The organism is Microbacterium sp. PM5 (genome assembly GCF_003293595.1).
In the GTDB taxonomy this organism is placed as follows: domain Bacteria; phylum Actinomycetota; class Actinomycetes; order Actinomycetales; family Microbacteriaceae; genus Microbacterium.
Map to the genome: position 1 here is coordinate 1,616,120 of NZ_CP022162.1, position 25,590 is coordinate 1,641,709.

The 25,590-nt window shown below is 70.0% G+C and carries 19 protein-coding genes; 9 read left to right on the forward strand and 10 right to left on the reverse strand.

Annotated elements, in window-relative coordinates; genetic code table 11:
• Nucleotides 1-59: 59 nt before the first annotated feature.
• The gene (locus CEP17_RS07935; RefSeq protein ID WP_112932902.1) at nt 60-1,079 is read left to right on the forward strand and encodes a diacylglycerol kinase family protein; all 1,020 of its coding nucleotides are present in this window, start codon (nt 60-62) and stop codon (nt 1,077-1,079) included.
• Here the strand turns inward: CEP17_RS07935 and CEP17_RS07940 are convergent.
• The gene (locus tag CEP17_RS07940; protein WP_036317665.1) at nt 1,076-1,672 is read right to left on the reverse strand and encodes a TetR family transcriptional regulator C-terminal domain-containing protein; all 597 of its coding nucleotides are present in this window, start codon (nt 1,670-1,672) and stop codon (nt 1,076-1,078) included. The two genes, CEP17_RS07935 and CEP17_RS07940, sit on opposite strands and share 4 nt — an antisense overlap.
• A gap of 5 nt (nt 1,673-1,677) precedes the next feature.
• On the reverse strand, nt 1,678-2,229 hold the full coding sequence (locus CEP17_RS07945; RefSeq protein ID WP_112931868.1) for a hypothetical protein: 552 nt from the start codon (nt 2,227-2,229) through the stop codon (nt 1,678-1,680).
• Between the two features lie 122 nt (nt 2,230-2,351).
• Here CEP17_RS07945 and CEP17_RS07950 point away from each other — a divergent pair, with 122 nt between their 5' ends.
• Both CEP17_RS07950 and CEP17_RS07955 read left to right on the forward strand, forming a co-directional pair.
• Nucleotides 2,352-3,698 (forward strand): deoxyribodipyrimidine photo-lyase, encoded by a 1,347-nt coding sequence (locus tag CEP17_RS07950; protein WP_112931869.1) that lies wholly within the window; start codon nt 2,352-2,354, stop codon nt 3,696-3,698.
• A 14-nt stretch (nt 3,699-3,712) separates the two neighbouring features.
• A complete protein-coding gene (locus tag CEP17_RS07955) occupies nt 3,713-4,792 on the forward strand; it encodes an LLM class flavin-dependent oxidoreductase (RefSeq protein ID WP_112931870.1) in 1,080 nt (359 codons plus the stop codon).
• A 17-nt stretch (nt 4,793-4,809) separates the two neighbouring features.
• Here CEP17_RS07955 and pheA read toward each other — a convergent pair whose 3' ends face one another.
• Nucleotides 4,810-5,793 (reverse strand): prephenate dehydratase, encoded by a 984-nt coding sequence (gene pheA / locus CEP17_RS07960; RefSeq protein WP_112931871.1) that lies wholly within the window; start codon nt 5,791-5,793, stop codon nt 4,810-4,812.
• A gap of 23 nt (nt 5,794-5,816) precedes the next feature.
• On the opposite strand from pheA, the gene CEP17_RS07965 reads away from it, so the two are divergent.
• Both CEP17_RS07965 and pgm read left to right on the forward strand, forming a co-directional pair.
• The gene (locus CEP17_RS07965) at nt 5,817-6,452 is read left to right on the forward strand and encodes a hypothetical protein (protein ID WP_239498640.1); all 636 of its coding nucleotides are present in this window, start codon (nt 5,817-5,819) and stop codon (nt 6,450-6,452) included.
• A 33-nt stretch (nt 6,453-6,485) separates the two neighbouring features.
• The gene (gene pgm, locus CEP17_RS07970; protein WP_112931872.1) at nt 6,486-8,129 is read left to right on the forward strand and encodes a phosphoglucomutase (alpha-D-glucose-1,6-bisphosphate-dependent); all 1,644 of its coding nucleotides are present in this window, start codon (nt 6,486-6,488) and stop codon (nt 8,127-8,129) included.
• Nucleotides 8,130-8,204: 75 nt separating this feature from the next.
• Here pgm and CEP17_RS07975 read toward each other — a convergent pair whose 3' ends face one another.
• On the reverse strand, nt 8,205-12,293 hold the full coding sequence (locus CEP17_RS07975) for an RICIN domain-containing protein (RefSeq protein ID WP_112931873.1): 4,089 nt from the start codon (nt 12,291-12,293) through the stop codon (nt 8,205-8,207).
• Nucleotides 12,294-12,434: 141 nt separating this feature from the next.
• The gene (locus CEP17_RS07980; protein WP_112931874.1) at nt 12,435-13,532 is read right to left on the reverse strand and encodes a glycerate kinase; all 1,098 of its coding nucleotides are present in this window, start codon (nt 13,530-13,532) and stop codon (nt 12,435-12,437) included.
• A 68-nt stretch (nt 13,533-13,600) separates the two neighbouring features.
• On the opposite strand from CEP17_RS07980, the gene galE reads away from it, so the two are divergent.
• Entirely contained in the window at nt 13,601-14,578 is a 978-nt protein-coding gene (gene galE, locus CEP17_RS07985) for a UDP-glucose 4-epimerase GalE (protein ID WP_112931875.1), read from the forward strand.
• A 129-nt stretch (nt 14,579-14,707) separates the two neighbouring features.
• The gene (locus CEP17_RS15260) at nt 14,708-15,373 is read left to right on the forward strand and encodes a hypothetical protein (RefSeq protein WP_239498471.1); all 666 of its coding nucleotides are present in this window, start codon (nt 14,708-14,710) and stop codon (nt 15,371-15,373) included.
• Between the two features lie 226 nt (nt 15,374-15,599).
• Here CEP17_RS15260 and CEP17_RS07995 read toward each other — a convergent pair whose 3' ends face one another.
• The 5 genes from CEP17_RS07995 to CEP17_RS08015 form a co-directional block, all read right to left on the reverse strand.
• A complete protein-coding gene (locus CEP17_RS07995; protein ID WP_112931876.1) occupies nt 15,600-17,105 on the reverse strand; it encodes an alpha-N-arabinofuranosidase in 1,506 nt (501 codons plus the stop codon).
• Nucleotides 17,106-17,133: 28 nt separating this feature from the next.
• The gene (locus CEP17_RS08000) at nt 17,134-18,918 is read right to left on the reverse strand and encodes a beta-galactosidase family protein (RefSeq protein WP_112931877.1); all 1,785 of its coding nucleotides are present in this window, start codon (nt 18,916-18,918) and stop codon (nt 17,134-17,136) included.
• Nucleotides 18,919-19,002: 84 nt separating this feature from the next.
• A complete protein-coding gene (locus CEP17_RS08005; RefSeq protein WP_112931878.1) occupies nt 19,003-20,346 on the reverse strand; it encodes a sugar ABC transporter substrate-binding protein in 1,344 nt (447 codons plus the stop codon).
• 73 nt (nt 20,347-20,419) lie between these two features.
• Entirely contained in the window at nt 20,420-21,310 is an 891-nt protein-coding gene (locus tag CEP17_RS08010; protein ID WP_239498625.1) for a carbohydrate ABC transporter permease, read from the reverse strand.
• A gap of 32 nt (nt 21,311-21,342) precedes the next feature.
• On the reverse strand, nt 21,343-22,257 hold the full coding sequence (locus CEP17_RS08015) for a sugar ABC transporter permease (RefSeq protein ID WP_036316119.1): 915 nt from the start codon (nt 22,255-22,257) through the stop codon (nt 21,343-21,345).
• 120 nt (nt 22,258-22,377) lie between these two features.
• Here CEP17_RS08015 and CEP17_RS08020 point away from each other — a divergent pair, with 120 nt between their 5' ends.
• Complete coding sequence (locus tag CEP17_RS08020; protein WP_036316116.1) at nt 22,378-23,430, forward strand: LacI family DNA-binding transcriptional regulator; 1,053 nt, start codon at nt 22,378-22,380, stop codon at nt 23,428-23,430.
• Nucleotides 23,427-25,571: an alpha-galactosidase gene (locus CEP17_RS08025; protein WP_112931880.1), complete on the forward strand. Its 2,145-nt coding sequence runs from the start codon at nt 23,427-23,429 to the stop codon at nt 25,569-25,571. Before CEP17_RS08020 ends, CEP17_RS08025 begins: the two co-directional genes overlap by 4 nt.
• The last annotated feature ends 19 nt before the right edge of the window (nt 25,572-25,590 follow it).

A 25,590-nucleotide genomic window follows, 5' to 3' on the forward strand; every position in this document is an offset into this window, starting at 1 on the left:
TACTGAGCGCGATCGGGTGCCACGGCGGCATCCGCCGAGAGACGGGTATGTTGGGCGGCATGGCCCCTGCTGACGCTGCCGCCCCCGCCGACGACGGTTCGCCTCGCCGCGCGGCGCTGGTCTACAACCCGATCAAGGTCGAGGTCGATCAGCTGCGCGATGCGGTGACCCGTCACTCCGCCGACGCAGGGTGGGCCGAGCCGCTCTTCTACGAGACGACCGTCGACGAACTCGGCGACGGTCTGGCGCGCGAGGCTATCGCGGCCGGAGCCGATGCGGTGCTCGTCGCGGGCGGCGACGGCACGGTCCGCGCGGTCAGCGAGGCCATGGCGGGCGTGGAGGTGCCGCTGACGATCGTGCCGAGCGGCACCGGCAATCTGCTCGCCCGCAACCTCCAGCTTCCCCTTTCCGATCCCGACGCCATGATCGCGGCGACCTTCGCGGGCGATGTCCACGCGATCGATGTGGGGTTCGCGGAGCTGGTGCGCCCCGACGGACAGCGGGAGGAGCGTGCGTTCGTCGTGATGGGCGGCATGGGTCTGGATGCCGCCATGATCGCCAACACCAGCGGCGATCTGAAGAAGAAGGTCGGGTGGGTCGCCTACGTCGACGGCGCCGCCCGCTCGCTCGTGAAGGCCAAACCCTTCGGCATCATGTACCAGGTCGCCGGCCACCGGATGCACCGCGCACACGTGCAGAGCGTGCTCTTCGCCAACTGCGGCTCGCTGCCGGCCGGTCTGGAGCTGATCCCCGAGGCGTCGGTCGCCGACGGGCAGCTCGACATCGCGATCTTCCAACCCAAGACGGCCTTCGGCTGGCTCGCGGTGTGGCGCCGCGTCGCGTGGGACAACAGTGTGCTGCGCCGGTTCCGCGCCGGCCGGCGGATTCTGCGACTGCGCACGCGCGACAACTCCATCCGGTACGCGCGCGGCACCGGCATCCAGATCGCCGCCGGCGTCGCCACGCCGGTGCAGCTCGACGGGGACGAGTTCGGCGAGGCCACGGCCGTCGACGTCCGCATCCACGCCGGCGCGCTCCAGCTCGCCGTGCCCGCCGGGCACACCTCCCCCGCGCTCTAGCGGGGACGGCGGGCAATGTCGTCGAGGTGCGCGACGACCAGGCGGCGCGCCGCCTCCGCGTCATCCTCCCCGCCCCACACCGCGTGCAGGGCGGCGCCATCCAGCAGGGCGTGCAGCCGCTGGGCCTCCAGGTTCGGGTCGCGCCCGACGCCGAGGTCGTCCGCCTCTCGCAGAAGCTCGATGCACGCGCGACACGCCGCGGCGACCCCGCCGTTGAGGCGCAGGACCGAGTCGCGCAGCCGCGCATCGGTGAGAGCGAGCACGCCGAGCTGGATCTGGGCGAGCAGCTCCACCCGCCGGTCATGATCGAGAGGCAACAGCTGTTCCAGGATCTCCTCAGCGAGCCGACGTCCCGCGGAGTGCCCGAGAAGCCCGGCGATGCGCGCGGACACCCGCCGATCGATGAGCAGCAGACAGTGCTCGCGCAGCGCATGCTGCGTGGGAAAGGTGCGCCGCAGCGACGCGACGGCGATGCCCGCCTCGTCTGCCACGCCGCGCACCGACAGTCCCGCGAGGCCGTCGCGCTCGAGCACGCGCAGCGAGGCCGCGGCGATGTCTTGCGTGCGAGCGTCTTGGTCGATGAGCCGGGGCATGAGAGCTAGTGTGCCCCGACGGGCGGCGCTGACGACGCGCGTCGGGGCCAGATGGTGTAGCTCACAGCCCAGATCACGTCGGCGGCGAGGATGATCCCGAGGATCCGAACGTTGACCAGCAGTTCGTCAGCCCCGTTGCCGTCGCGGGCGAGCGCGATCAGCCCCCACGTGACACCGCCCGCGATCACCACCATGACGATGGTGCGCAACACGTCCTTCCAACACGCGATCGTGTATGCGGTACCCGAGAGCCTGACGGGCGGAGGCCCGGAGGCGAAACGGTGCGCGAAGCGCACGTCGGCCCACGAGATGACCTGATGGCCGAAGGCGACCGAGAAGCCGATGTAGATCGCGGCCAGCCCGTGCTGCCACGAGGCAGCCCCTCCACGGAGCAAGTCGACGGCCACGAGGATCAACAGCACAACGTCGATCGCCGGAGCCGCGATCAGCAGCGCTGCCCCCAGCCGCGGTCGCCGCAGCGGGTAGCGCGCGAGGAGGCCGGCGAGCACGGCTACCCAGAACCCGACCTCGCACGCCACGATCAGTATGACGATCATGCGACCCGCCTCTCCATGTTTGTGAGCACAACTGTACTCACAAAGATTCCCGCCACGTACCGCCATCGCCACCGCATACGCAAGGGCTCGCCGCAGCCCGACGCACCCGGCACGATGGAGCCATGCCGGCATCCCCGAGTCTCGTCTGGTTCCGCGACGACCTCCGCCTCGCGGACAACCCCGCGCTGCGTGCGGGCGTCGACCGCGGCGAGCCCGTGATCGCGGTGTATGTGCTCGACGAGGAGTCGCCGGGTATGCGCCCCCTCGGCGGCGCCGCCCGGTGGTGGCTGCATCACTCCCTCACCGCGCTCGGCGATCGCCTGCGCGAGAAGGGCACCCGCCTCGTCCTGCGCCGCGGCGCCGCATCCGAGGTCATCCCTTCACTCGCCCGCGAGGTCGGCGCCGGCGCGGTGTTCTGGAACCGGCGGTACAGCGCGCCCGAACGCGAGGTGGACGCGGGCCTCAAGACGTCACTGCGAGCCGACGGCCTCGAGGTCAGCTCGTTCGCGGCATCGTTGCTGTTCGAACCGTGGACCGTCCGCACCGGCGCGGGGACGCCCTACGGGGTGTTCACGCCGTTCTGGAAAGCGTGTCAGCAGCTTCCCGCTCCGCGCGAGCCGCTCGCGGAGCCGCGCGAGCTGCGCGGGGCGTCGACGTACCCGGCATCCGACGACCTCGACGACTGGGGGCTGCTGCCGACGAGACCGGACTGGGCGGGCGGGCTGCGCGAGCGCTGGACTCCCGGCGAACTCGCCGCACGCCACCGCCTGCGGGAGTTCCTCGCCGAGGATGTCGCCGACTACGACCGCGCCCGCGACGAGCCCGCCGGGGGCNCGACCTCGATGCTGTCGCCACGGCTGCGGTGGGGAGAGCTGAGCCCATTCCAGGTGTGGCACGCGGCCGTCGAATCGGGCGCCCGCGTAGCCGGCTTCCTCTCCGAGGTCGGCTGGCGCGAGTTCGCCTGGCACACCCTCTTCCACGCGCCGGATCTGGCGACCACGAACCTCAAGCCCGCGTACGACGCGTTCCCCTGGCCCCGACTGAGGCCATCGATGCTGCGCGCGTGGCAGCGCGGCGAGACCGGGGTTCCCCTGGTGGATGCCGGCATGCGCGAGCTCTGGGCGTCGGGCTTCATGCACAACCGAGTGCGGATGGTGACGGCATCCTTCCTCATCAAGAACCTCCTCATCGACTGGCGACGCGGCGAGGAGTGGTTCTGGGACACCCTCGTCGATGCGGATGCCGCCAGCAACCCGTTCAACTGGCAGTGGGTCGCCGGCTCCGGCGCCGACGCGGCCCCCTACTTCCGCATCTTCAACCCGGAGCTGCAGGCGAAGAAATTCGATGGCGACGGGCGGTACGTCCGCGAGTGGGCGCCGGATGCCGAGGACAGGGACCCCATCGTCGACCTGAAGGCATCGCGCGACGCGGCCCTGGCGGCCTACGAGGTCGTGAAGAACGCCGGCTGAGATTCGGCGGCGGAATGCGAGAGGCGCGCGCGGGGTTGTCGCTGTCGATGTCTCCCGCACTCTCCGTTCTCGACCTCGTTCCCGTCCGTTCCGGCCAGACCAGCAGCCAGGCCGTCGCCGCCTCGCTCGCGCTGGCGCAGCGCGCCGACGACCTGGGCTATCGCCGTTACTGGTTCGCAGAGCACCACAACATGCCGGCCGTCGCGTCGACGACGCCGCCGGTACTGATCGCTGCCACCGCCGCACGCACTTCGCGCATCCGCGTCGGCTCCGGCGGCGTGATGCTGCCGAACCACGCGCCGCTCGTCGTCGCGGAGCAGTTCGCCGCGCTCGAGGCCATCGCGCCCGGCCGCGTCGACCTGGGCCTCGGGCGAGCACCGGGAAGCGACCCGGTCATCACCCAGCTGCTGCGCATGAGCGGCACCTCCAGCGACGTCGACCGCTTCCCCGAGCACGTCCGCGACATCAGCGCGCTGATGTCGCCCGACGGCGCGACGGTGCGCCTCACGGGCCGCGCCGGCGACGACGACCGCTACGGCATCCACGCGACGCCCGCGGCGACGGGCGCGCCCGAGGTGTGGCTGCTCGGATCGAGTGACTACTCGGCGCAGCTCGCGGCCGCATTCGGGCTGCCCTACGTGTTCGCCAACCACTTCTCGGGCGAGGGCCTCGAGCGAGCGCTGGACCTCTATCGCGGCCAGTTCCAGCCCTCGGCGCACCTCGACGCGCCCCGCACCTTCCTCACCGCCAACGCGGTCGTCGCCCCCACCACCGCCGAGGCCGAGGAGCGCATGCTGCCGCAGGCGCGGATGATGGCACGTCTGCGCGGTGGGCGCCCGCTCACGGCGCTGGAAACCGTCGAGCAGGCCGCCGCGTCCGAGGCGGAGGACCGTCTCGCCAGCCCTCTTCTCGACGCGCTGCGGCGGCGCTGGTTCGTCGGCACCGGCGACGACGCGCGCGGGGCGATTGCGGCCTTCGCGGATCGCTACGGCGTCGACGAGGTCATGATCTCACCCGTGTCGGGAGCCTACGACGGGGAGGCTATGGATGCCGCGGCCGGCCGCATCCAGACGCTGGAACTCCTCGCGGCCTGAGGCCGGAGCGCCGCGCGTCAGAGCTCGGGGGCGCCGGAGATGAGACCGCGAAGCCAATCGCGGGCCTCGACGAACACCTCGTCCGAGTAGCGCTCGGGGTAGTGGACGATCGCACGGTCGGCGCGCGGATAGGAGCCGAGGTAGATCATCTTCGGGCTGAACCGCCGCAGACCCAGCAGCGCGTCGGCCATGCGCTCGTCCTGGATATGCCCGTCCGCATCGATGACGAATCGGTAGCGCCCCAGGGCGTCGCCGATGGGTCGCGAGGCGAGCAGCGACAGGTTGATCCCGCGCGTGGCGAACTGCTCGAGCATCTCCATCAACGCGCCCGGGTACTCCTCGGGCAGCTCGACGATCAGCGAGGTCTTGTCGGCGCCGGTCGGCGCAGGCGGCGCGACGGTGCGCCCCACCAGCACGAAGCGGGTGACGGCATTGGCGTTGTCGCCGATCTCCTCGGCGAGCAGTTGAAGGTCGTGGTGTTCGAGGATCGCGGGCGGCGCCACCGCGGCATCCGCGTCGCTGATCCCCTCCAACATGTCGACCGCGGAGGCCACGTTGCTCGACGCCGGCAGGTGCGCGTGGTCGGGCACATGGGCCGACAGCCACCGCAGGCACTGCGCGTAGGCGACCGGGTGCGCAGCCACGAGGGTGACGTCCTCGAGGCGGGTTCCCGGGCGGCCGACGAGCACGAAGTTCACGCGGACCAGATACTCACCGATGATTCTCAGCCCCGGCATCGTGGCCAGCGCATCCTGTGCGGTGGACACACCGCCGTCGACCGAGTTCTCGATCGCGATCATCGCGGCATCCGACCGGCCTTCGACCACGTCGGCGAGCGCTTCGGCGACATTGCGCACCGGACGCCAGATCTGGTCGCGCGCCTCGGGCACCTGCGCCAGCGCCGCTTCGGTGAACGTTCCGGCCGGTCCGAGATAGCTGTAGGTACGGCGCGCGGGCACGGATGCCGCAGACGCCTCGGTCGACGAAGGCGCGGAAGTCACGGGTGACAGCCTACGCTGAAGGGGTGATCCGCCGATTCTCCTCCCTCGCCGTCGTCACCGCCGCCATGCTCGCACTCGGCTTGAGCGCGTGCGCGCCCGTCGATGAGAAGCCGGTGACCCAGCCCACGCCGACCGGTTCTGCGAGCGCAACCCCGACGCCGACGCCCACTCCGACAGCGACGCCCTCGCCGTCGCCCACGGCCGATCTCGCCTGCCTCGTCGGCGAGTGGCACATGGGCCAGGACCAGGTCACGGCCTTCTACAACGACGTGAACTCGCTCATGGCGGGATCGGGTGCCAAGTTCACTCCGGTGGGCACCGCGGATCTCATCCTCCGCAAGGACGGGACCTACAAGTGGACCCCGGCCGAGCAGGTCACCGCGAACGTGTCGGGAACGACCATCCTCATCAACTTCAAGGGCTCGATCACGGGCACCTACACGGTCACCGGCAACGGGATCGGCAGCCAGACCCAGGACACGTCGGGCTTGGAGATCGTCGCGACGATCGACGGCAAGGGCACGGACGCCGGGGCCATCAGCCAGCAGATCTCGGTCGCGCCGATCAGCGACGCGAAGTACGGGTGCAAGCCCGAGACGCTGACGCTCATCAACAAGCTGTCCGACAGCACCGCGACCTCGGTCCTGCACCGGGAGTGAGCGGGGGCGCCGCGGCAGTGACAGACTGTGGACATGAGCCGCGCAGGACAGCCAGCCGAAGCCTCCGACCTCGTCGACATCGATGAGCTCATCGCCGCCTACTACGACCTCAAGCCCGATCCCACCGTCGCCGAACAGCGTGTCGCCTTCGGTACGAGCGGCCACCGCGGCTCGTCGCTGAGCACGAGCTTCAACGAGGACCACATCCTCGCGACCACCCAGGCGATCGTCGACTACCGCACGGCGCAGGGCATCAGCGGTCCGCTCTTCCTCGGTCGCGACACGCACGGCCTGTCGCTTCCGGCAGAGCGGACGGCGGTGGAGGTCCTGGTCGCCAACGGTGTGGACGTCCGTACCGACTCCCGCGATTCGTGGGTGCCGACACCGGCCCTCAGCCACGCCATCCTCACCTACAACCGCGACCTCGCCGACGACGACCCCGCTCGCGCCGACGGCATCGTGGTCACCCCCTCGCACAACCCGCCGCGAGACGGGGGCTTCAAGTACAACCCGCCCCACGGCGGCCCGGCCGACACCGATGCCACCGGCTGGATCGCCGACCGCGCCAATGCCCTCATCGCCGCCGGCCTCGAGGGCGTGCGGCGCACGCCCTTCAAGGACATCGACGCCGACACCCTCGGTTCGTACGACTTCCGTGAAGGCTATGTCGCCGACCTCGGCAGCATCATCGACGTCGCCGCCATCGCGAAGGCGGGCGTGCGCATCGGCGCGGACCCCCTGGGCGGCGCCTCGGTCGAGTACTGGCAGCTGATCGGCGAGCGCTACGGGCTCGATCTCACCGTCGTGAACCCCGAGGTCGACCCGACGTGGCGCTTCATGACACTGGACTGGGACGAGAAGATCCGCATGGACCCGTCGTCGCCGTCCGCGATGGCCGCACTCGTGGCGCGACGCCATGAGTACGACATCCTCACGGGCAACGACGCCGACGCCGACCGCCACGGCATCGTGACGCCGGATGCCGGGCTGATGAACCCGAACCACTACCTGGCGGTGGCGATCGACTACCTGTACGCGCACCGCCCACAGTGGGCGGCCGACGCCGCCGTCGGCAAGACCCTCGTCTCGTCGATGATCATCGACCGTGTCGCTGAGGCGCTCGGCCGGCGCCTGCTCGAAGTGCCGGTCGGGTTCAAGTGGTTCGTTCCCGGACTCCTCGACGGGTCGGTCGCGTTCGGCGGCGAAGAGTCGGCGGGAGCCTCCTTCCTGCGTTTCGATGGCTCGGTGTGGACGACCGACAAGGACGGCATCCTCCTGTGCCTTCTCGCCGCGGAGATCCTCGCGGTGACCGGCAAGACGCCGTCGCAGCGCTATGCCGAGCTGGAGGCCCAGTTCGGCGCCTCCGCCTATCAGCGCGTGGACGCCCCGGCGACGCCGGCGCAGAAGTCCGCCCTGTCCAAGCTCGCCCCGGAGGCGGTCACCGCGACCGAGCTCGCCGGCGAGCCGATCACCGCGAAACTGTCGCACGCGCCCGGCAACGGCGCCGCAATCGGTGGCCTCAAGGTGCAGACCGCAGACGCCTGGTTCGCCGCACGCCCCTCCGGCACGGAGGACGTCTACAAGCTGTACGCCGAGTCGCTGCGCGGCGAGGATCACCTGCGCGAAGTGCAGGCCGAAGCCCGCGCCGTCGTCGCTGCCGCGCTGGGCGACGCGTGACACGCACCGATCGCTGACCGCACGAACGGAAGCGGCCCCGGCCCCCGACGAGGGGGACGGGGCCGCTTCCGTCTCTCAGGCCCGCACGGGGCGGCGACGCATGACCAGCGCCGCGCCGGCGAGGACCAGGAGCATCGCGATGACCAGAGCCACGCCGAACGGAGCCGTGGCACCGGTCGTCGCGAGCGCCGTCGGCGCTGCCGTCACCGTGACCGCGTACCACCCGATCACCGCTCCGGAGGCGTCGGTGACCGCAAGCCGGTGTGCGCCTGCGGGGACGTCGAGCGGAACGGTCACCGCGATGGTTCCCGCTGCCGAGACGGTCGCCGTGCCGAGGGCTCGCGGCGTCGAGAACAGCCACGCACCCACCGAGCTGCCGGCGCGATCGGTGCCGACCTGGATCGACACGGTGGAGCCGGCGGCGATGGTCGCCGGACCCGAGATCGCACCCTGCAGCGCCGCCGTGAGGTCGCCCTCACCAGGCGCTCCCGTTCCGGCGGATGCCGACGGCGACGGCGAAGCGGGGCTGCTCGGGGACGGGGAGGTGGAGCCACTCGGCGACGGCGAGGGATCCGGCGTCGGCGTGGTCGTCGCCTCCTGACCCGTGACGGTGTCGGAGACCGTGGTGGCAGCCGTGAACCCGTCGGCGGCTGCCGTGAGAGCGACCGTCAGCGCGTGTCCGACATCGGCGGTGGTCACGGTGTACTGCGTCGACACCGCTCCATCGATCGGCACCCCGTCCCGACGCCAGGCGTAGGTGAGCTGCGCCGTCGACGGGTCGACGGTGCCGGCGACAGCCGTCAACGTCGCACCGACCGTGGGCGTGCCGGTGATCGTCACGCCCGAGACGACGGCATCGCGGGTGACGGCGACCGTGTACACCTTCTCGGCGCCGGAGACAGCCGTGACACGGACAGTGGCCGTGCCCCCGCCGTCGGCGGGCTGGACGATCGCGACCGTCGCATCCTCGTCGACCGCTGTCGCGGCCACCGTCGGCCACGTCGATCCGGGCACCGACACCGCATAGGCCGTGCGGTCGGCGGTGAAGTCCTGCACGGACGTGGAGCCGACGCTCAGCCGTGCGAGGTCCGCGACCGACGACGCCGAGGGAGCCGGCGCGTAGATCTCGACCTCCGACACGATGATGTGCGTGTTGGGGTAGGCGTTCATCACGACACGGATCTGATCGGCCGATGCCGCGCCGACGGGGACGTCGACGGAGGGATCGCCGGTCGCCGGGGTTCCGACGGTGATCGTGTCTCCGGTGACCCAGGAACCCGAGCCGAGTCGGTAGTCGATGTGCATCGTCTGGGCCCACGAGGTGCCCCCGTCGCGCTTGAAGTACACCTTCACGTGCGGGACGGGAACCGCAGCGGACAGGGCGTAGGTCAGCGTGTCGGCGGCGTTGAGCGTGCCGCTGCGCCAGTTCGACCATCCCTTGTCCGTCGTGATGCCGTTGATCGTGTTCGAGGCGGGGTAGCCGCTCTCGGTGTAGGTCGCGGACGCCGTGCTCGTGCGTGCGACGTTGTTCTCCGTCGGCTCCGTGACGATGACGCTGAGCGTGGCCGGGAGCGTGCCCCCGCCTGCGACGCTCGCACTGCCGCTGATCGAGACGATGCCGGGCTGCGCGAACGCGGCATCCGTCACGCCCGACCACGACCAGGTCACCGGCGCCGAGGCCGTCGCTCCGCCGGCGCGCACCTCCAGAGGCACGGTCGTCGGCGACGCGGCGGCGACCGTGCCCGCGGAGGCTCCCGTGTACGTGGTGAGCGAGACGGGCAGTGCCGCCGTATAGGCGCCGACGTCGACCACCGCCCGCACGGTGAACGGCGTACCGAACAGATCGGTGCCGCTGCCTGCGACGATGGTGGTGCCCGGGGCCCAGTCGTGGCCGTCGAGGCTCCACGTCACGGCGGCCGTGCGCGTGCCACCGCCCACGTAACGGATCGGCACCGTCGTGGGAAGCACCGGCGCGACGCCCACGGCGGTCGTGGTCGTCACGTCGGGCACGCTCTGCACCGCGGTCGGGGCGAGCGTCCAGGCCTGGTTCGCGCCGTTGTTCGAGGTCCACAGCCCCACACTGGTGCCGTCGGCCGTACCGGCGCCGTTGACGTCGAGCACGCGGGTGGACGCGACGTTCAGCAGCGAGAATCCGCGTCCGTCGAGCGTGGTGGGCATCCACTGCGCCGCCGGGTTGGTCGCGGCCTGCTCCGGTGTCGCACTGATCACCGTCAGGTTCGTCCCGGATGAGGCCAGGTAGCGCCCGTCGGCCGCCCGCAGCAGCACACGCTGGCGGTCGGAGCCGGCGCCGGTGAGCGAGGTCGCCGTCCAGGTCTGCGCCGTCGCGGCATCCGCCGTCGTCGCCGCACTGCGGATGGTGAGCGCCGACCCCTGCACGGTGAGAGCCTTGCCGCTCTGCACGCCCAAGAGCTGGTAGGCCGCGCCGTCCTTCACCTGCGGCGCGGACGCCGCAACGCCCGACACGCCCGACACGACGAAGGTCGTGACGGACTTGGCCGGCACCGTGAGGGTCGCCGTGCGCGTGATCGGGTCGACGGCCACGGCGGAACCGGTGACGAGCGCGTTCTTCTCGACATCGTCGGCCGGAGACTGCGTCGTGACGACCGGGGTCACGGTCGCGCCCGGCGCGATCGATGCGAAGTTCGACAGGTCCAGACGCACGGTGCGGGCGGTGGTCTCCGTGTTGACGTGGACGAGGTTCACCCCGGTACCGGATGCCGAGACGGCGGCGGTGGTCTGCGTGTCGTTGGTGGGGACGATGTGGTCGCCCGGGCGGATGAAGTGGGTGAAGTTGCGCACCGTGTTGTACTTCGCGTTGGTGACGACCTTGCACGAGGGGTCGGCGTCGCCGTCCGTGAGGCGCCGCTTCGAGTTCCCGTCGGCGTTGCAGTCGAAGTCGACGAGGACGCTGCCCCAGTTGAGCTTTTCCACCTTCTGCATGTTGTAGAGGTCTTCGACCGGCTGCCAGAACACCCAGGCCCGCGGTTCGAGCTCGCGGAGGTCATCGATCATGTGGCCCGCCATGCCCAGACCGTTGTCGATGTTGGTCTGGTTGAAGCCGGACTTCGAGGTGTCCCAGTCGCCTTCGACCTCGCTCATCCACAGCGGCTTGTCAGCGGTCTTGGCGATGTCGCGCACCATCGTGCGGTTGGAGGTTCCGTACGTGTGCACGTTGAGTTGGGCGACGGCGTCCTTCGATGACTGCGACCACCCGTTCCAGTCCGTGACGAAGGTGGACGGGTTCGTCTCGTCCATGGCCGAGATCGGAACCTTGGTCGTGGTCGACGGGGCCGCGAGACGCGCCGCGAGCGCCTGGATCATCTGATCCTGGCGCTGCGGGCCGATGTGCGCCCCCTCCTGGCGACTGGCCGAGGTCGGCCAGGTCGCGCCCTGCGGGATGGTCGTGCCCCAGTAGTTCGTGTTCGGCTCGTTGAACGGGTCGAGGGAGTCGAAGGTGATGCCGTAGGTCTGCTCGAGGTGCTCGACGACCTTCACGAGGTACCCGGCGAACTTGTCCATGTCGGCGGGCGCCAGCTGCTCGGCGCTGGCGTTGTTGATGCCACCCGAGACGTACCCGCTCTGCGTCAGGAAGTAGGGCGGGGAGTTGCTGAACGCCTCCCACTTGGTGATCTTGTCCTTGAGCGCTTCGATCCACCAGCGCTGGGTCGCATCGGCGTTCCAGTTGAACGCGGACGGGTCGTCGGGGTTCCAGGCGGCGGCGTAGCGTGCGCGGTCGGCGTAGGTGGAGGTGATCGGCCCGGAGCCGTCGCTCTTGCCGAGATCCGGGTTCCACCACCCCTGCACGGCACCGCCCGGACGCAGATACGACGGGACGTCGGTCGCGTTGCCGCCGCCGATGTTGTAGCGGGCGATGTTGAGGTTCAGCCCGTCTTCGCCGAACACCTTGTCGAGGAGGTCCTGTCGAACCGCCTCCGGGTAGCCACCGGTGGCGTTCGCGAACCAGACTAGGCTCGTCCCCCACCCTTCGAAGGGCTCGGAGGCGTAGGCGGGGTTGGGGGTGATCGTCACCGTGGGGGGCGCGGATGCCGCCGCCGCAGGCTCGGCAGCCGCGAGCGGCGCCACGAGTCCGGTGATGCCGAGGGCGGTGACGGCGGCGAGCGCGATCAGGCCGGGGGACTTCATCGTGGGGGATTCCTCTCTGTGTCGCGTCGTCGCGAACCGGGAGCTCGTCATGTTGACGTTAACATGGCTCGCGTACAAGCCTAGAGGAGTCGCAATGTTGACGTCAACACGCGATGTTCGCGTCGCGGCGGCGCCCCCTCGTCAGGCCACGCGTGCGACACCTGCTGCGAGCTGCGCCCCGGCGGCGCGCAGCCACCGCGCGGGATCGGCGAGCGCAGCCTCCGTCGACCCGGCGAGGTCGGTGAGCGCGATCGCCGCGGAGAACGCGGTCGCATCCGCTGTGGGGGCGACCCGTCCGGCGACGAGGACCGTCGGCACCCCGGCCGCGCCGGCCGCCGCGGCGACCACGGAGGGCGCCTTTCCCGCCGCGGACTGATCGTCGTAGGCCCCCTCACCCGTGACGACGACATCGGCCGTCGCGACGGCATCCGCGAGTCCGACGAGGCGGGCGATCTCCTCGGCGCCGGAGACGAGTCGTGCTCCCCACGTCAGCAGGGCGAAGCCGGTGCCTCCCGCCGCGCCCGCGCCCGACACCATCGGATCGAGCGGGAACAGCGACGCGGCATGCGCGAGGCCCGCCTCCGCGTGCGCGATGTCGTCGATGCCCTTCTGCGGACCGAAGACCGCGGCCGCACCCGAGGGGCCGAGCAGGGGATTGGTCACGTCGGAGAGCACGACGATGCCGCCGGCAGGAGGCGGTCGCAGCGCGGCGGTGTCGACGTGGGCGATCGCCGCCAGCCCTCCGGCGCCGTCGGACACCGCGGCGCCGTCGCCGTCGACGAACCCGGCGCCGAGCGCCGAGAGCATGCCGACGCCGAGATCGGTGGACGCGCTCGATCCGATGCCGAGGACGAGGCGCTCCACGCCATGGTCGAGCGCGGCGGCGATCGCCTCGCCGAACCCGCGCGTCGACGCATCCCAAGGACGCAACCGACCGCCGAGCAGTTCGATCCCGCTGGCCGCCGCGAGCTCGACGACCGCGGTGCTGTCCGGCAGCAGCAGCCATGCGGTCTCGGCGGGCGTTCCCGCGGGCCCGGTGACCGTGAGCGGCATCCGCGTCGCACCCGGGACGGCGGCGGCGAACGCGTCCAGCGTGCCCTCTCCCCCGTCGGCCATCGGCCGCAACAGCACGTCGTCGGCGGGCCGCGCCGCGAGCCATCCGTCGCGCAGCGCAGCGGCGGCCGCGGCGGCGGGGATCGAGCCCTTGAAGCTGTCGGGGGCGAGGACGACGCGGGTCATGGGCGCGATGCTACGCGTTCACCTGCCCGCGGCATCGGGTACCCGCTCGCATCGGGCAGGATGGACACATGACGTGGCTTGTGACCGGCGGAGCGGGATACATCGGTGCGCACGTGGTGCGCGCTCTACAGGCGTCGGGCATCGCCCCGGTCGTCGTGGACGACCTCTCGAGCGGCCACGCGTCGTTCGTGCCGGACGGCGTACCGTTCGTGGAGGGCACGATCCTGCATCGCGCACTGCTGGCCGACACGATGCGCGAACACGGCGTCACGGGCGTGATCCACGTCGCCGGATTCAAGTACGCGGGCGTCTCCGTACAGCGCCCGCTGCACACCTACGAGCAGAACGTCGAGGGCACCCGCGTGGCGCTGGCGGCCATGGCGGATGCCGGTGTGCACAACATCGTCTTCTCTTCCTCGGCCGCGGTCTACGGCACCCCTGACGTGCCGCTGGTGACCGAGGACCTTCCCAAGCGCCCCGCGTCGCCGTACGGCGAGTCGAAGCTCATCGGAGAATGGCTGCTGCGCGACCAGGCGGTCGCCACGGCATCCGACGAGAACCCGCTGCGGCACACCGCGCTGCGCTACTTCAACGTCGTCGGCTCGGCCGACCCCTCGGTGTACGACACCAGCCCCCACAACCTCTTCCCGATCGTGTTCGAGAAGCTGCTCGCGGGCGAGACGCCGCAGATCAACGGCGACGACTACGACACGCCCGACGGCACCAACGTCCGCGACTATGTGCACGTCGGCGACATCGCCGCGGCGCATGTCGTGGCGGCGCAGCGTCTGGAGGCGGGTGAGCCCGTAGAGGCCGCCTACAACCTCGGCTCGCAGAACGGACTGAGCGTGCGCGAGATCATGGATGCCATGGCCCGCGTGACCGGCATCGACTTCACCCCGAAGATCGGGCCCCGCCGCCCCGGCGACCCCGACCGCATCGTCGCCACGGGCGAGCTCGCCGCGCGCGACCTCGACTGGGCCAACCGCTACACGGTCGACGAGATGGTGCGCACGGGCTGGGAGGCGCGCCGCGCCGCGCGCTGACGCACGGCGGCGTGCGACTCGCATGGGGAGTCCTGCCCATGTCGCATGGCCGCCACCAGCGCCTAGGCTCGCATCGACACCAGGAGGCGGACCAGGCCGGGATCAAGGGCGGGCCGAGGGGAGTCCGTCATGCTCGTCGGGTTCAGTCAGGGCGGCATCCTCGCGGGCCACCTCGCCGCCTACCGCTCGGACGACGACAACTTCGGTGCCGTCGTCGTCTGCGGCGCACCGATCGACAACATGCCGATCCCGGACCGCGCGCGCGTGATCTCCGTGCAGCACGAGGGCGACCCCGTCCCGAAGCTCGACTTCTTCACGCTTCCTCCCACTCGCCCGAACTGGCAGACGATCACGTCGGCCGCGCCTGGCAACCCGACCGACGTGACGAAGATCCACGACGCCGGGCAGTACGCACGAGGCGAACAGCTACACCGAAACGGAGTACTACTCATGGCAGGAATGAGACGCGGATGGACGGTCGCGGCCGATTCTCGCGTCGCGAGCGCAACGGTCGCGCAGGGGCAGAGTGGTTTCTCCTCGGGCGGGATCGTGGAAGTCGTCACGTCCGGTGAAGACCCCGTCACCTCCGATGAGCTCTCTGCACTCCTGCTGGCCGCGCGCCATGCGGGCAGCCGCGAGCCCGGTCACATCGATCTCTTCACGAAGAGTCAGTCGAGCGCCTCGCTCGACCTCACCGCCGCAGCCGACCAGCTGGGCATTCTCTACAGCAAGATCGGTGATGGGATCGACGTCAGCAGCGGCGGGATCAACGACGCTCTCGGAACAGGTCGATGACGGACACCGACACGGCGACGACGCCGACGCTCCGCTTTAGACTCGCCGGCGCGTGGCATCCGGTGCTGTGGAACGAGCTCAGCTCTGCGGAGCTCATCGCCGACTGAAGCGCAGCGCGGGCGCGCGCCGCGCCGCGAGAAACCACATTCAGCGCAAGAAACACCCGCCGCGTTGGTTTCTCGTGGCGGATGTGGTTTCTCGCGCGGGAGAACGCGCGGAGCGGAGGCTAGCCGAGTCGCACGACCGCCCACGAGACGGCCGGCAGTGACACGCGCAGCTCGTCGCCCTGGCGGATGACCTCCAGCGACTGCGGCCGCACCCGGTCCGGGTCGGCGAGCGTGTTGGCGACCCGGTAATCGGCATCGGTGATCATCCACGACTCGACGACGGCGAGGGATGCCGCGTCGAGCTCGCGCAGATCGATCACGAGCTCCGCGGCATCCGACACCGAGCGGTTCACGAGGAACACGCTCGTGCCGGCGTCGTCGGTCGTGGCGACCGCGTTGACGGCGGAGACGTCGCCGAAGCGCGCGCTCTGCACGCGCGGCGCGCCGTCGATCTCGACCCGCCGCGCGGTGCCGCGGCCGAGGCGGGACGTGAGCGAGAAGGGGTAGAAGGTCGTCTGGCGCCACGCGGGACCGCCGGGCTCGGTCATGATCGGTGCGATGACGTTCACGAGCTGTGCGAGCGAGGCGGAGCGCACGCGATCGGCGTGCTGGAGCAGCGTGATGAGCAGATCGCCCACGACGACGGCATCCATCACGTTGTACTGGTCCTCCAGCAGCCTCGGCGCCACCGGCCAACCGTCGGGAACGAGGTCTCCCGCCTTCGTGCCGTCGTCGGCGAACTGGTACCAGACGTTCCACTCGTCGAACGAGAGCATGATGCGCTTGTCCGATCCGCGCTCGTGCGCGATCTCGTCGGCGGCGGCCACCACCTCGCGGACGAACAGGTCGGTGTCGACGGCCGAGACGAGGAACTCCTGCGCCTGGCCGTTGCGCTCCTGGTAGTACGCGTGGCAGGAGATGAAGTCGACGTCGTCGAACGTGTGCCGCAGGACGTCGCGCTCCCACGCCCCGAACGTGGGCATGTCACGGGCCGACGAGCCGCAGGCGACGAGCTCGATGGTGGGATCGAGCATGCGCATCGCCTTGGCCGCACGTGAGGCGAGCGTGCCGTAGTCCTCGGCGTTGCGGTGACCGAGCTGCCACGGACCGTCCATCTCGTTGCCCAGGCACCACATCCGCACGTCGAAGGGGGTCTCGCGTCCGTTCGCGGCGCGCACGCGAGTCCAGGCGGTGTCGGCGGCGACGTTCGCGTACTCGAGCAGGTCGAGGGCCTCGGCGACATCGCGCGTACCGAGGTTCACGGCGAGCATGAGGTCGCTGCCGACCTTCTCCAGCCACGAGGAGAACTCGTGCAGGCCCACCTGGTTGGTCTCGGTCGATCGCCACGCGAGGTCCAGGCGCCGCGGCCGATCCTCGCGCGGGCCGATGCCGTCTTCCCAGCGATAGCCGGAGACGAAGTTGCCGCCCGGGTAGCGGATGGTCGTGACGCCGAGCTCCTGCACGAGCGCGATCACGTCGGTGCGGAAGCCCTCGGCATCGGCAGTGGGGTGTCCGGGCTCGTGGATGCCGTCGTAGATGTGCCGTCCGAGATGCTCGACGAACCCGCCGAAAACTCGGGCGTCGACGTCGCCGACGATCTCGGCAGCACGCACACGTGCGGTCATGGGTTCTCTCCTCACCATTCGACGGGCCTCACCATTCGACCGGCCCGAGCAGCAGCCGATCGCTGAACGCGAGTTCGGCGGCGCCGGTCGGCTCCAGGTCGAGCACCGTGAACACGTTACGACCCGCCCGCGTCAGCGGGGCGGGGACGAACAGCGAGTGCTGCGGACCCGTCTGCCAGAAGCGACCCAGGCAGAACTCTCCAATCCACACCAGCCCTGTTCCGAGCGCCGTGAGATCGACGACGAGGTCACGCGGCGCGTCGAGGTCGACGACAGCGCGAAGCACCGCGGCACCGGCGACGGGCCCGGCATCCGCACCGGATGCTTCGGCGGCGCGCGCCGGCAGCTGCTCCCAGGGCACGACCACGACGTCCCACGCGGCGGGAACCAGCCCGCCCACGGTGACCGGACCGATCAGGCCTTTGTCCTCGCCGATGCGCGGTCCGTAGTTCACGCGTCCCTGGTCTTCGACGAGGATGCCGAGAACGCCGGTGCCGCGCGGCAGCACGAGCGTGCGTTCACGGCGGTCGCGCGAGAGGACGCCGACGGGCACGCCGTCCAGGCTCACCCAGGCACGGTCGCGCACCTCGCCGATCGCGAGCACCACCGGCGCCTCACCCTGCGCCAGACGGGTCTCGTAGCGCAGGAAGCCGCGCGAGACGCCGAGCTCGTCCATCGTCGGCGCGTGATCGTGGTGCTGTGCGGGCTCGGCGCGCAGAAGGTCGGCGAGCGTGACGACGCCTTCGAGCGGGACCGGCGCCGGGGCCGCCGCGAGGGGCGGCAGCAGATCGGCCGCGGTCGCCTCGGGAACGGGCGCGTAGCGGGCGATGACCTCTCGGAACGCCCAGAACTTCTCCGTGGGACGGCCGGCCTCGTCGAGCGGGGCGTCGTAGTCGTAGCTCGTGATGGTCGGCTCGAAGACGCCCTTGTCGTTGGCACCGTTCGTCAGGCCGAAGTTCGTGCCGCCGTGGAACATGTAGATGTTGACCGAGGCGCCCGACTGCAGCAGAGCCTCCAGTGACGCGACGGATGCCTCCGTCGAGGACGTGCGATGGAACGATCCCCAGTAGTCGAACCATCCGCACCAGAACTCCGAGCACATGAGCGGGCCGGTGGGCTGGTGCGTGCGCAGGACGCGCAGGCGATCGGCGACGTTGCCGCCGAAGGAGCCGGTGCGGTGCAGCTCGGGCAGACTGCCGCGCGAGAGCATCTCGTCGGTCGGCTGGTCGACGCTCGTGAGCGGGACCGTCACGCCCGCATCGAGATACGTGTCGCGGAGGGCGCGCAGGTAGCTCTCGCGCTCCTGCGTCGTGAAATCGCCGTAGGCGCCGTACTCGTTCTCGACCTGCATCAGGATGACCGGGCCGCCGCGATCGATCTGGCGCGGCACCACGATCTCGAGCACTCTGCGAAGGAAAGCCGTCACGGGGGCGAGGAAACGAGGGTCGGCCGAACGGACGCCCATGTCGCCGTCGAAGAACAGCCAGGCGGGAAGACCCCCGCCGTCCCACTCCGCGCAGATGTAGGGCCCGGGGCGAACGATCGCGTGCATTCCTTCGGCCGCGACCAGATCGAGGAAGCGGGCGAGATCGAGCGCACCGTCGGCGCGGAAGACTCCGGGTTCGGGCTCGTGCTCGTTCCAGGGAACGTAGGTCTCGATCGTGTTCAGCCCCATGAGGCGGGCGGCGCGGATGCGATCGGCCCACTGGTCGGGGTGCACACGGAAATAGTGGAGGGCGCCGCTCAGCACCCGGTACGGCTGGTCGTCGAGCAGAAAGTCGCTCTCGCCGATGCGGAAGGATCCGGTAGCCATGCGGGCCTCTCAATCACTGTCTTCTCACAGCCGCGGCGGTGGGGTGATCGGGACCACCCCACCGCCGCAGATCCTGCGAAGGGCTTACTTGTTGACGCTGAAGCCCTGGTCCGTGCCGTACGACACGTTCTTGTCCTGCCAGGCCTTCAGTCCGTCCGCGATGGACGTCTTGTTCAGGTAGGCCTTGCCGACGGTGTCGGCGTAGATGCTGTTGGCGTACGACTGCCACGGCAGGTACTGCCATCCGGTGCCCACCGACTTGGTCGCGTCGACGAGAACCTGGTTAATGGCCTGGCCACCGAAGTAGTCCGAGGTCTTGTTCAGGAAGTCAGACGACTCGAGGTCCTTCGTCGTCGCGGGGAAGCCGCCCGACTTCAGGAAGACGTCGATCGAATCCTGCGAGTTGTTCAGCCACTTGAGGAAGCCGGCCGCGAGAGCCTGGTTCTTCGAGCCCTTCATGACGACCTCGGACGATCCGCCGTTCTCGGCCGTGGCCGGGGTGCCGTCGTAGGTCGGCATGGGCGCGACAGCCCACTTGCCCTTGCCGCCGGGGACGTTGGCCTCGAGAACACCCGGCATCCAGGCGCCGATCGGCAGCGAGGCGATCGTGCCGTCACCGAGAGCCTGGAACCACTGGTCGCTCCAGCCGGGGATGTTGCCGAGCGAGCCGCTGGCGAGCAGCTTGTCCCAGACAGCGGTCCACTTCTTCGCGCCCGCGTCGTTCAGGTCGATCGTGACATTCTCGCCATCGGTCTTGAACGGGCGGCCGCCGGCCTGCCAGATCATCGAGGTGCCGAAGCCGGCGTCGGTGCCCTGGTCGTTCGTGATGAACTTCGTCGGGTCTGCCGCGTGCAGCTTCTCACCCGCCGCGACGAACTCGTCCCACGTCTTCGGCACGGTCAGACCGAACTTGTCGAAGACCTCCTTGTTGTAGAACAGGGCCATGGGGCCCGAGTCCTGCGGAAGGCCCCAGATGCCACCGTTCTGCGACACCGCACCCCACGTGGATGCCGTGTAGTCGTCCTTGAGGTCGCCGAAGCCGTACGCGCTGAGGTCCAGGAGCGAACCGGCCAGCTGGAACTGCGGGAGCGACTGGTACTCGATCTGGACGACGTCGGGGATGCCCGAGCCGGCCGAGATCGCGTTCTGCAGCTTGGTGTTGTTGTCGTTCGCGCCACCGGTGTTGACGAGGTTGACCTTGACGTTCGGGTAGGCCTTCTCGAACGCGGCGACCTGATCCTTGGCGGAAGGGGTCCACGTCCAGTAGGTGATCTCGCCGCCGGCCTTCAGGGCCTCGTCGATCGACGACGCGCTGCCGCCCGAGCTCGAGCCGCCGTTGCCGCCGGCGCACGCCGCGAGGCCGCCGCCGATCAGGAGCGCGGTGGCTCCGATCGCGACCACACGCGCGATCTTCTTGGTGCTTGTCATGCTGTGTCCTTCCGCTTCTTTGTCGGATATGGGTGGGTGGGTGGGTATGGGACGCCGCGCAGTGACACCCCTGTCACTGCTTGACGCTTCCCGCGCTCAGGCCGGACTGCCAGTAGCGCTGGAGGAGGAGGAAGGCGATGACGATCGGAACGATCGTGAGGAGCGACCCGGTGATGACCAGGTTGAAGATCGGCTGCGAGCTGACGCCGACGGCTTGGAGGTTCCACTGCTGCAGACCGATGGTCAGCGGGAACAGGTTGGGGTCGTTGAGCATGATGAGGGGCAGGAAGTAGTTGTTCCAGGTCGCCACGATCGCGAAGAGGGCCACGGTGACGACGCCGGGCGCCAACAGACGCAGTGAGATCGTGAAGAACGTCCGGAACTCACCCGATCCGTCCACGCGGGCTGCTTCGAGCAGTTCGGTGGGCACGGAGTCGACCGCGTAGACCCAGATCAGGTACAGACCGAAGGGCGAGATCAGGGACGGGATGATGATCGCCCACATCGTGTTCGTGAGGCCGAGCTGGCTGAACATGAGGAACGTGGGCACGGCGAGGGCCGTTCCCGGCACCGCGATGGCACCGAGGATCACGGCGAAGACGGCGCGCTTGCCGGGGAAGTTGTACTTCGCGAGGCCGTAGCCGGCCAGCGTCGCCAGCAGCGTCGCACCCCCGGCTCCGATCACGACGTAGATCAGCGTATTCAGGAACCACCGCAGGAAGATGCCGTCGTTGTAGGTGAGGACCTGGCCGATGTTGTCGAACAGGGCGAAGGGCCCCGAGAACCACAGGCCGAACGATCCGATGAGCGACTGCTGCGTCTTGGTCGAGCTGATCACGAGCCACAGCAGCGGCAGGAAGGAGTAGATCAGGAACAGCGACATGATGATCGTCAGCAGGGGCGACTTGCGCGGCCCCTTCTCGCCGATCTCGGAGCGCCGACGGCGACGGGGACGACCGGTCATGGTGCCGGTGTGGTCGAGGGGCAGGCCGGCCATCAGCGGTTCTCCTTACGGGTGCCGCGCAGCTGGACGACGTAGGCGATGACGGCGGTGATGACGCCCATGATGATCGCGATGGTGGCGGCGTAGTTGACCTGCTGGCCGATGAAGCTCAGGTTGTAGGCGTACATGTTCGGGGTGAAGTACGTCGTGAGCAGGTTCGGGACCAGCGTCTTGAGGATGTTGGGTTCGTTGAACAGCTGGAAGCTGCCGATGATCGAGAAGATCGTCGCGATCACCAGCGCACCGCGCAGGGCAGGCAGCTTGATCGCGCGGATGATGCGGAACTGACCGGCGCCGTCCAGCGCCGCCGCCTCGTAGAGGTCCTCGGGGATGGTGCGCAGTGCCGAGTAGAAGATCAGCATGTTGTAGCCGATGAACTCCCACGTGATGATGTTGCCGATCGCCAGCAGGATCCACTGCTGGGTGAACGGGGTCACGAGGTCGAAGCCGACGAGCTGGTTGATGTTGCCCGCCAGCCCCAGACGGTCGGAGTACATGAAGCCCCACATGAGCACCGCGACGACGCCGGGCACCGCGTAGGGCAGGAAGATGCCGATGCGGAAGAAGGAGCTGCCGGCCAGGCGGCGCGAGTCCAGGGCGAGGGCGGCGATGAGCGCCAGCAGCAGCATGATCGGCACCTGGATGACGAGCACGAGGAAGACGTTTGCGAACCCCGCCCAGAACTGGGGGTCGGAGAACGCCTGCAGGTAGTTGTCGGCACCGACGAAGGACGTGCCGCCGATCAGCTTCGTGCGAAAGACGCTGAGATAGATCGAGTAGGCCAGCGGCGCGAGGAACGTCACGGCGAACACGATCAGGAAGGGCAGGACGAACCAGAACCCCGCCCATTGGCGGTCGGTCCGACGCACGCGGCGTCGAGCCGGTGCGGGTGCGGTGAGTGCGGACATCTTCGTCAGAGCCTTCTGTGGGACGGGGCCATGTTTACGTCAACATGGCGAGGTCGAGAGTAGCATGTTGACGTCAACATGTGTCAAGAGTTCCGGATCGACGCTCAAGGGAGAACGCGGATGAACGGCTCAGCGGAACGCGCGCGCAGCGCCTCGCTGCAAGATGTCGCGCGGCGCGCGGGGGTCTCCGGACAGACCGTGTCACGAGTCGCTAACAATTCCGAACGAGTCGCGGATGCGACCCGCCACCGTGTGCTCGCCGCGATGAACGAGCTGGGCTATCGCCCCAACGTCGCGGCACGCGCCCTGCGCCGCGGCGCCTTCGGCTCCATCGGGGTCGTGGTCTTCAGCCTCGACTCGCTCGGCAACATCGGCACGATCGGCGGCATCCTCACCGCCGCAGCCGCCCGCGGCTACGCCATCGAGCTCATCCAGGCCCAGCCGGCCCTCGCCGCCGGCGACGCCGTGGCCTCGGCGGTGTCACGCCTGGACCAGGACGCCGTCGACGGCATCATCGTCGTGATCGAGTCGCATCTGATGTCCTCGGCATCGGTCGGCTTTCCCGCGGGCATGCCGAGCGTGCTCATCCAGTCCGGCGCCGGCGACGAGCACCCCTCCGTGACCGCCGACCAGGACCAGGGCAGCCGCCTCGCCGTCGAGCACCTGCTCTCGCTGGGCCACGAGACGGTCTGGCACATCGCCGGACCCCCCGCTTCGCGTGCCGCCGAGCTGCGTCGACGGGCGTGGCAGTCGACGCTGGAGGCGGCGGGCAGGGCGGTGCCGCACGTCCACGTGGGCGACTGGACCGCCGAGTCGGGCTACCGCATCGGTCGCCTCCTGGCGGCGCAGCCCGAGCTGACGGCCCTGTTCGCCGCGAACGACCAGATGGCGCTCGGCGCAATGCGCGCCTTCCACGAGCGCGGTCGCGCCGTGCCCGCCGAGGTCAGCGTCGTCGGCTTCGACGACATGGCCGAAGCGGCCTACTTCTGGCCGCCGCTGACCACGGTGCGCCAGGACTTCGGAACCGCCGGCTCGCTGGCCGTCTCTCTCGTCGTCGACCAGATCGAGGGCCGCCCGGTCGCGGGCGGCGTGCACCATGTGTCGACGGCGCTCGTGACGCGCGCCTCCACCGCACCGCACCCCCGCTGCCCGACGAAGGACGACCGCTCGTGACCTCTGCCTCCACCGCCGTCCCCCCTCATGCCCACCTTCGCGCCGGCGGCACGAGCGTCGTGCTGGATCTCGTGTCGGCCGACCAGCCGATCATCGTGCACTGGGGGCCCGATCTCGGCGAGCTCGCGGCATCCGATCTCGCCGACCTCGCCCGGGCCGCCGTCCCGCAGCGTGTCTCGGGCGGCCTGGACACGACGGCGAGACTGACCCTGCTGCCCCAGCAGTCCGGAGGATGGCTGACGGCCCCCGGGCTGAGCGGCGATCGCGCGGGCGCGGATTTCTCGACGCGTCTCACCCTCGTCGACGCCGACGTGACCCCGGACGCCGCGACCTTCACGCTCCGCGACGGTGCCGCCGCACTCGAGGTGCGGATCGCTCTCGCCGTCGGCGTGAGCGGCCTTCTGCACCAGCGCCTGCGGGTGACCAACCTCGGCGCCGCGCCCTACCGCGTGGATGCGCTCACCGCCGGATTCCCCCTGCCCCCCGGCGCCGCCGAGCTGTTGAGCACGACCGGTCACCACCTGCGCGAGCGCGCGCCGCAGCGTCAGCCGTTCACGATCGGCGGATTCGTCCGCGAGAGCCGTCGCGGCCGCCCGGGTGCGGACGCGACCCTGCTGCTCGCGGCGGGGGTCCCCGGCTTCGGCTTCGAGCGCGGACTCGTGCACGGGGTGCACGTGGCGTGGTCGGGCGATCACCGCCTTCTCGCGGAGCGCACGCCCACCGGAGACGCGGTGCTGCGCGCCGGCGAGCTCCTGCAGCCCGGCGAGGTTCTCCTCGCCACGGGCGAGAGCTACGAGACTCCCGAGGCGATCGGCTCGTGGGGCGATGGCCTCGATGAGCTCGCGGCCCGCTTCCACGACGAGCTGCGGGCACGCGAGGCGCATCCGAGACGGCCAAGACCGGTCACCCTCAACACGTGGGAGGCGGTGTACTTCCGCCAGGACCTCGACACCCTCCGCGCCCTCGCCGACCGCGGTGCGCGTGTCGGCGTGGAACGCTTCGTCCTGGACGACGGATGGTTCCACGGACGCCGGGACGACACGGCCGCACTCGGGGACTGGTGGGTGGATGCCGAGGTCTGGCCCGACGGGCTGGGCCCGCTGATCGAGCACGTGCGCGGGCTGGGGATGGAATTCGGGCTCTGGGTCGAGCCGGAGATGATCAGCCCCGACAGCGAGCTCGCGCGGCGGCATCCCGACTGGATCCTGCGCGCGCGAGATGAGCTGCCCCCGCCGGGACGTCAGCAGCAGGTGCTCGATCTGTCCCACCCCGAGGCCTACGCCTACATCGCGCACCGGTTGCACGCCCTCCTGGACGAGTACCCGATCGCCTATCTGAAATGGGATCACAACCGGGATCTCGCCGAGGCGGGATCGGGTGCGCACGGCACCCCCCGGACGCACGAGAACGTCCTCGCGCTGTACCGTCTGCTGGACGAGCTGCTCGAGCGGCACCCCGGGCTCGAGATCGAGTCGTGCGCGTCGGGCGGGGCGCGGGTGGACCTCGGCATCCTGCGGCGCACCCATCGCATCTGGACCAGCGACTGCCTCGATCCCGTCGAGCGCCTCGACACCCAGCGTTACACCGGCCTGATCGTCCCGCCCGAGATGATGGGCGCCCACCTGACGAGCCCGGTCGTGCACTCGACGGGACGGAGCGTCTCGCTGCCGTTCAGCGCGCTGACCGCGCTGTTCGGTCACCTCGGAATCGAGTGGAACCTCACCGCCGAGGACGAGACGACCCTCGCGCAGATCGCCGCGTGGGTGGAGCTCTACCGCGAGCACCGCGACCTGATCGCCACCGGCCGACGCGTGCACGCCGACCTCGCCGACCCCGCCCTCGACCTGCGCGGCACCGTGGCCCGCGACCGCTCGCGCGCCGTCTACGTCCACACACAGGTGCGGACGAGCGCACTGCATCCGCCGGCGCCGATCACCCTGCCGGGGCTCGACCCCGACCGCCGGTACCGGGTGTCGATCGCCATCCCGGACGGGGCCGGTGGCTACCTCGGGCAGTCACCCTTGGCCTGGGAGGCCGCGCCGGTCACGATGACGGGCCGCGCGGCGGCATCGGTAGGGCTCCGGCCGCCGGTGCTGCAGCCGCAGGCCGCGGCGCTGATCGACGCCGTCGCCGTCGACTGACCTCGCGAACGTCGTCCCG

What these genes read in the sequence shown, in the direction of transcription:
- CEP17_RS07995 (WP_112931876.1), bottom strand. Translation starts at nt 17,105, where the DNA reads ATGACCGCACGTGTGCGTGCTGCCGAGATCGTCGGCGACGTCGACGCC.
- CEP17_RS07935 (WP_112932902.1), top strand. Translation starts at nt 60, where the DNA reads ATGGCCCCTGCTGACGCTGCCGCCCCCGCCGACGACGGTTCGCCTCGC.
- CEP17_RS07945 (WP_112931868.1), bottom strand. Translation starts at nt 2,229, where the DNA reads ATGATCGTCATACTGATCGTGGCGTGCGAGGTCGGGTTCTGGGTAGCC.
- CEP17_RS08010 (WP_239498625.1), bottom strand. Translation starts at nt 21,310, where the DNA reads ATGACCGGTCGTCCCCGTCGCCGTCGGCGCTCCGAGATCGGCGAGAAG.
- CEP17_RS07980 (WP_112931874.1), bottom strand. Translation starts at nt 13,532, where the DNA reads ATGACCCGCGTCGTCCTCGCCCCCGACAGCTTCAAGGGCTCGATCCCC.
- CEP17_RS08005 (WP_112931878.1), bottom strand. Translation starts at nt 20,346, where the DNA reads ATGACAAGCACCAAGAAGATCGCGCGTGTGGTCGCGATCGGAGCCACC.
- CEP17_RS07975 (WP_112931873.1), bottom strand. Translation starts at nt 12,293, where the DNA reads ATGAAGTCCCCCGGCCTGATCGCGCTCGCCGCCGTCACCGCCCTCGGC.
- pgm (WP_112931872.1), top strand. Translation starts at nt 6,486, where the DNA reads ATGAGCCGCGCAGGACAGCCAGCCGAAGCCTCCGACCTCGTCGACATC.
- CEP17_RS08000 (WP_112931877.1), bottom strand. Translation starts at nt 18,918, where the DNA reads ATGGCTACCGGATCCTTCCGCATCGGCGAGAGCGACTTTCTGCTCGAC.
- CEP17_RS08020 (WP_036316116.1), top strand. Translation starts at nt 22,378, where the DNA reads ATGAACGGCTCAGCGGAACGCGCGCGCAGCGCCTCGCTGCAAGATGTC.
- CEP17_RS15260 (WP_239498471.1), top strand. Translation starts at nt 14,708, where the DNA reads ATGCTCGTCGGGTTCAGTCAGGGCGGCATCCTCGCGGGCCACCTCGCC.
- CEP17_RS07955 (WP_112931870.1), top strand. Translation starts at nt 3,713, where the DNA reads ATGCGAGAGGCGCGCGCGGGGTTGTCGCTGTCGATGTCTCCCGCACTC.
- CEP17_RS08015 (WP_036316119.1), bottom strand. Translation starts at nt 22,257, where the DNA reads ATGTCCGCACTCACCGCACCCGCACCGGCTCGACGCCGCGTGCGTCGG.
- galE (WP_112931875.1), top strand. Translation starts at nt 13,601, where the DNA reads ATGACGTGGCTTGTGACCGGCGGAGCGGGATACATCGGTGCGCACGTG.
- CEP17_RS07940 (WP_036317665.1), bottom strand. Translation starts at nt 1,672, where the DNA reads ATGCCCCGGCTCATCGACCAAGACGCTCGCACGCAAGACATCGCCGCG.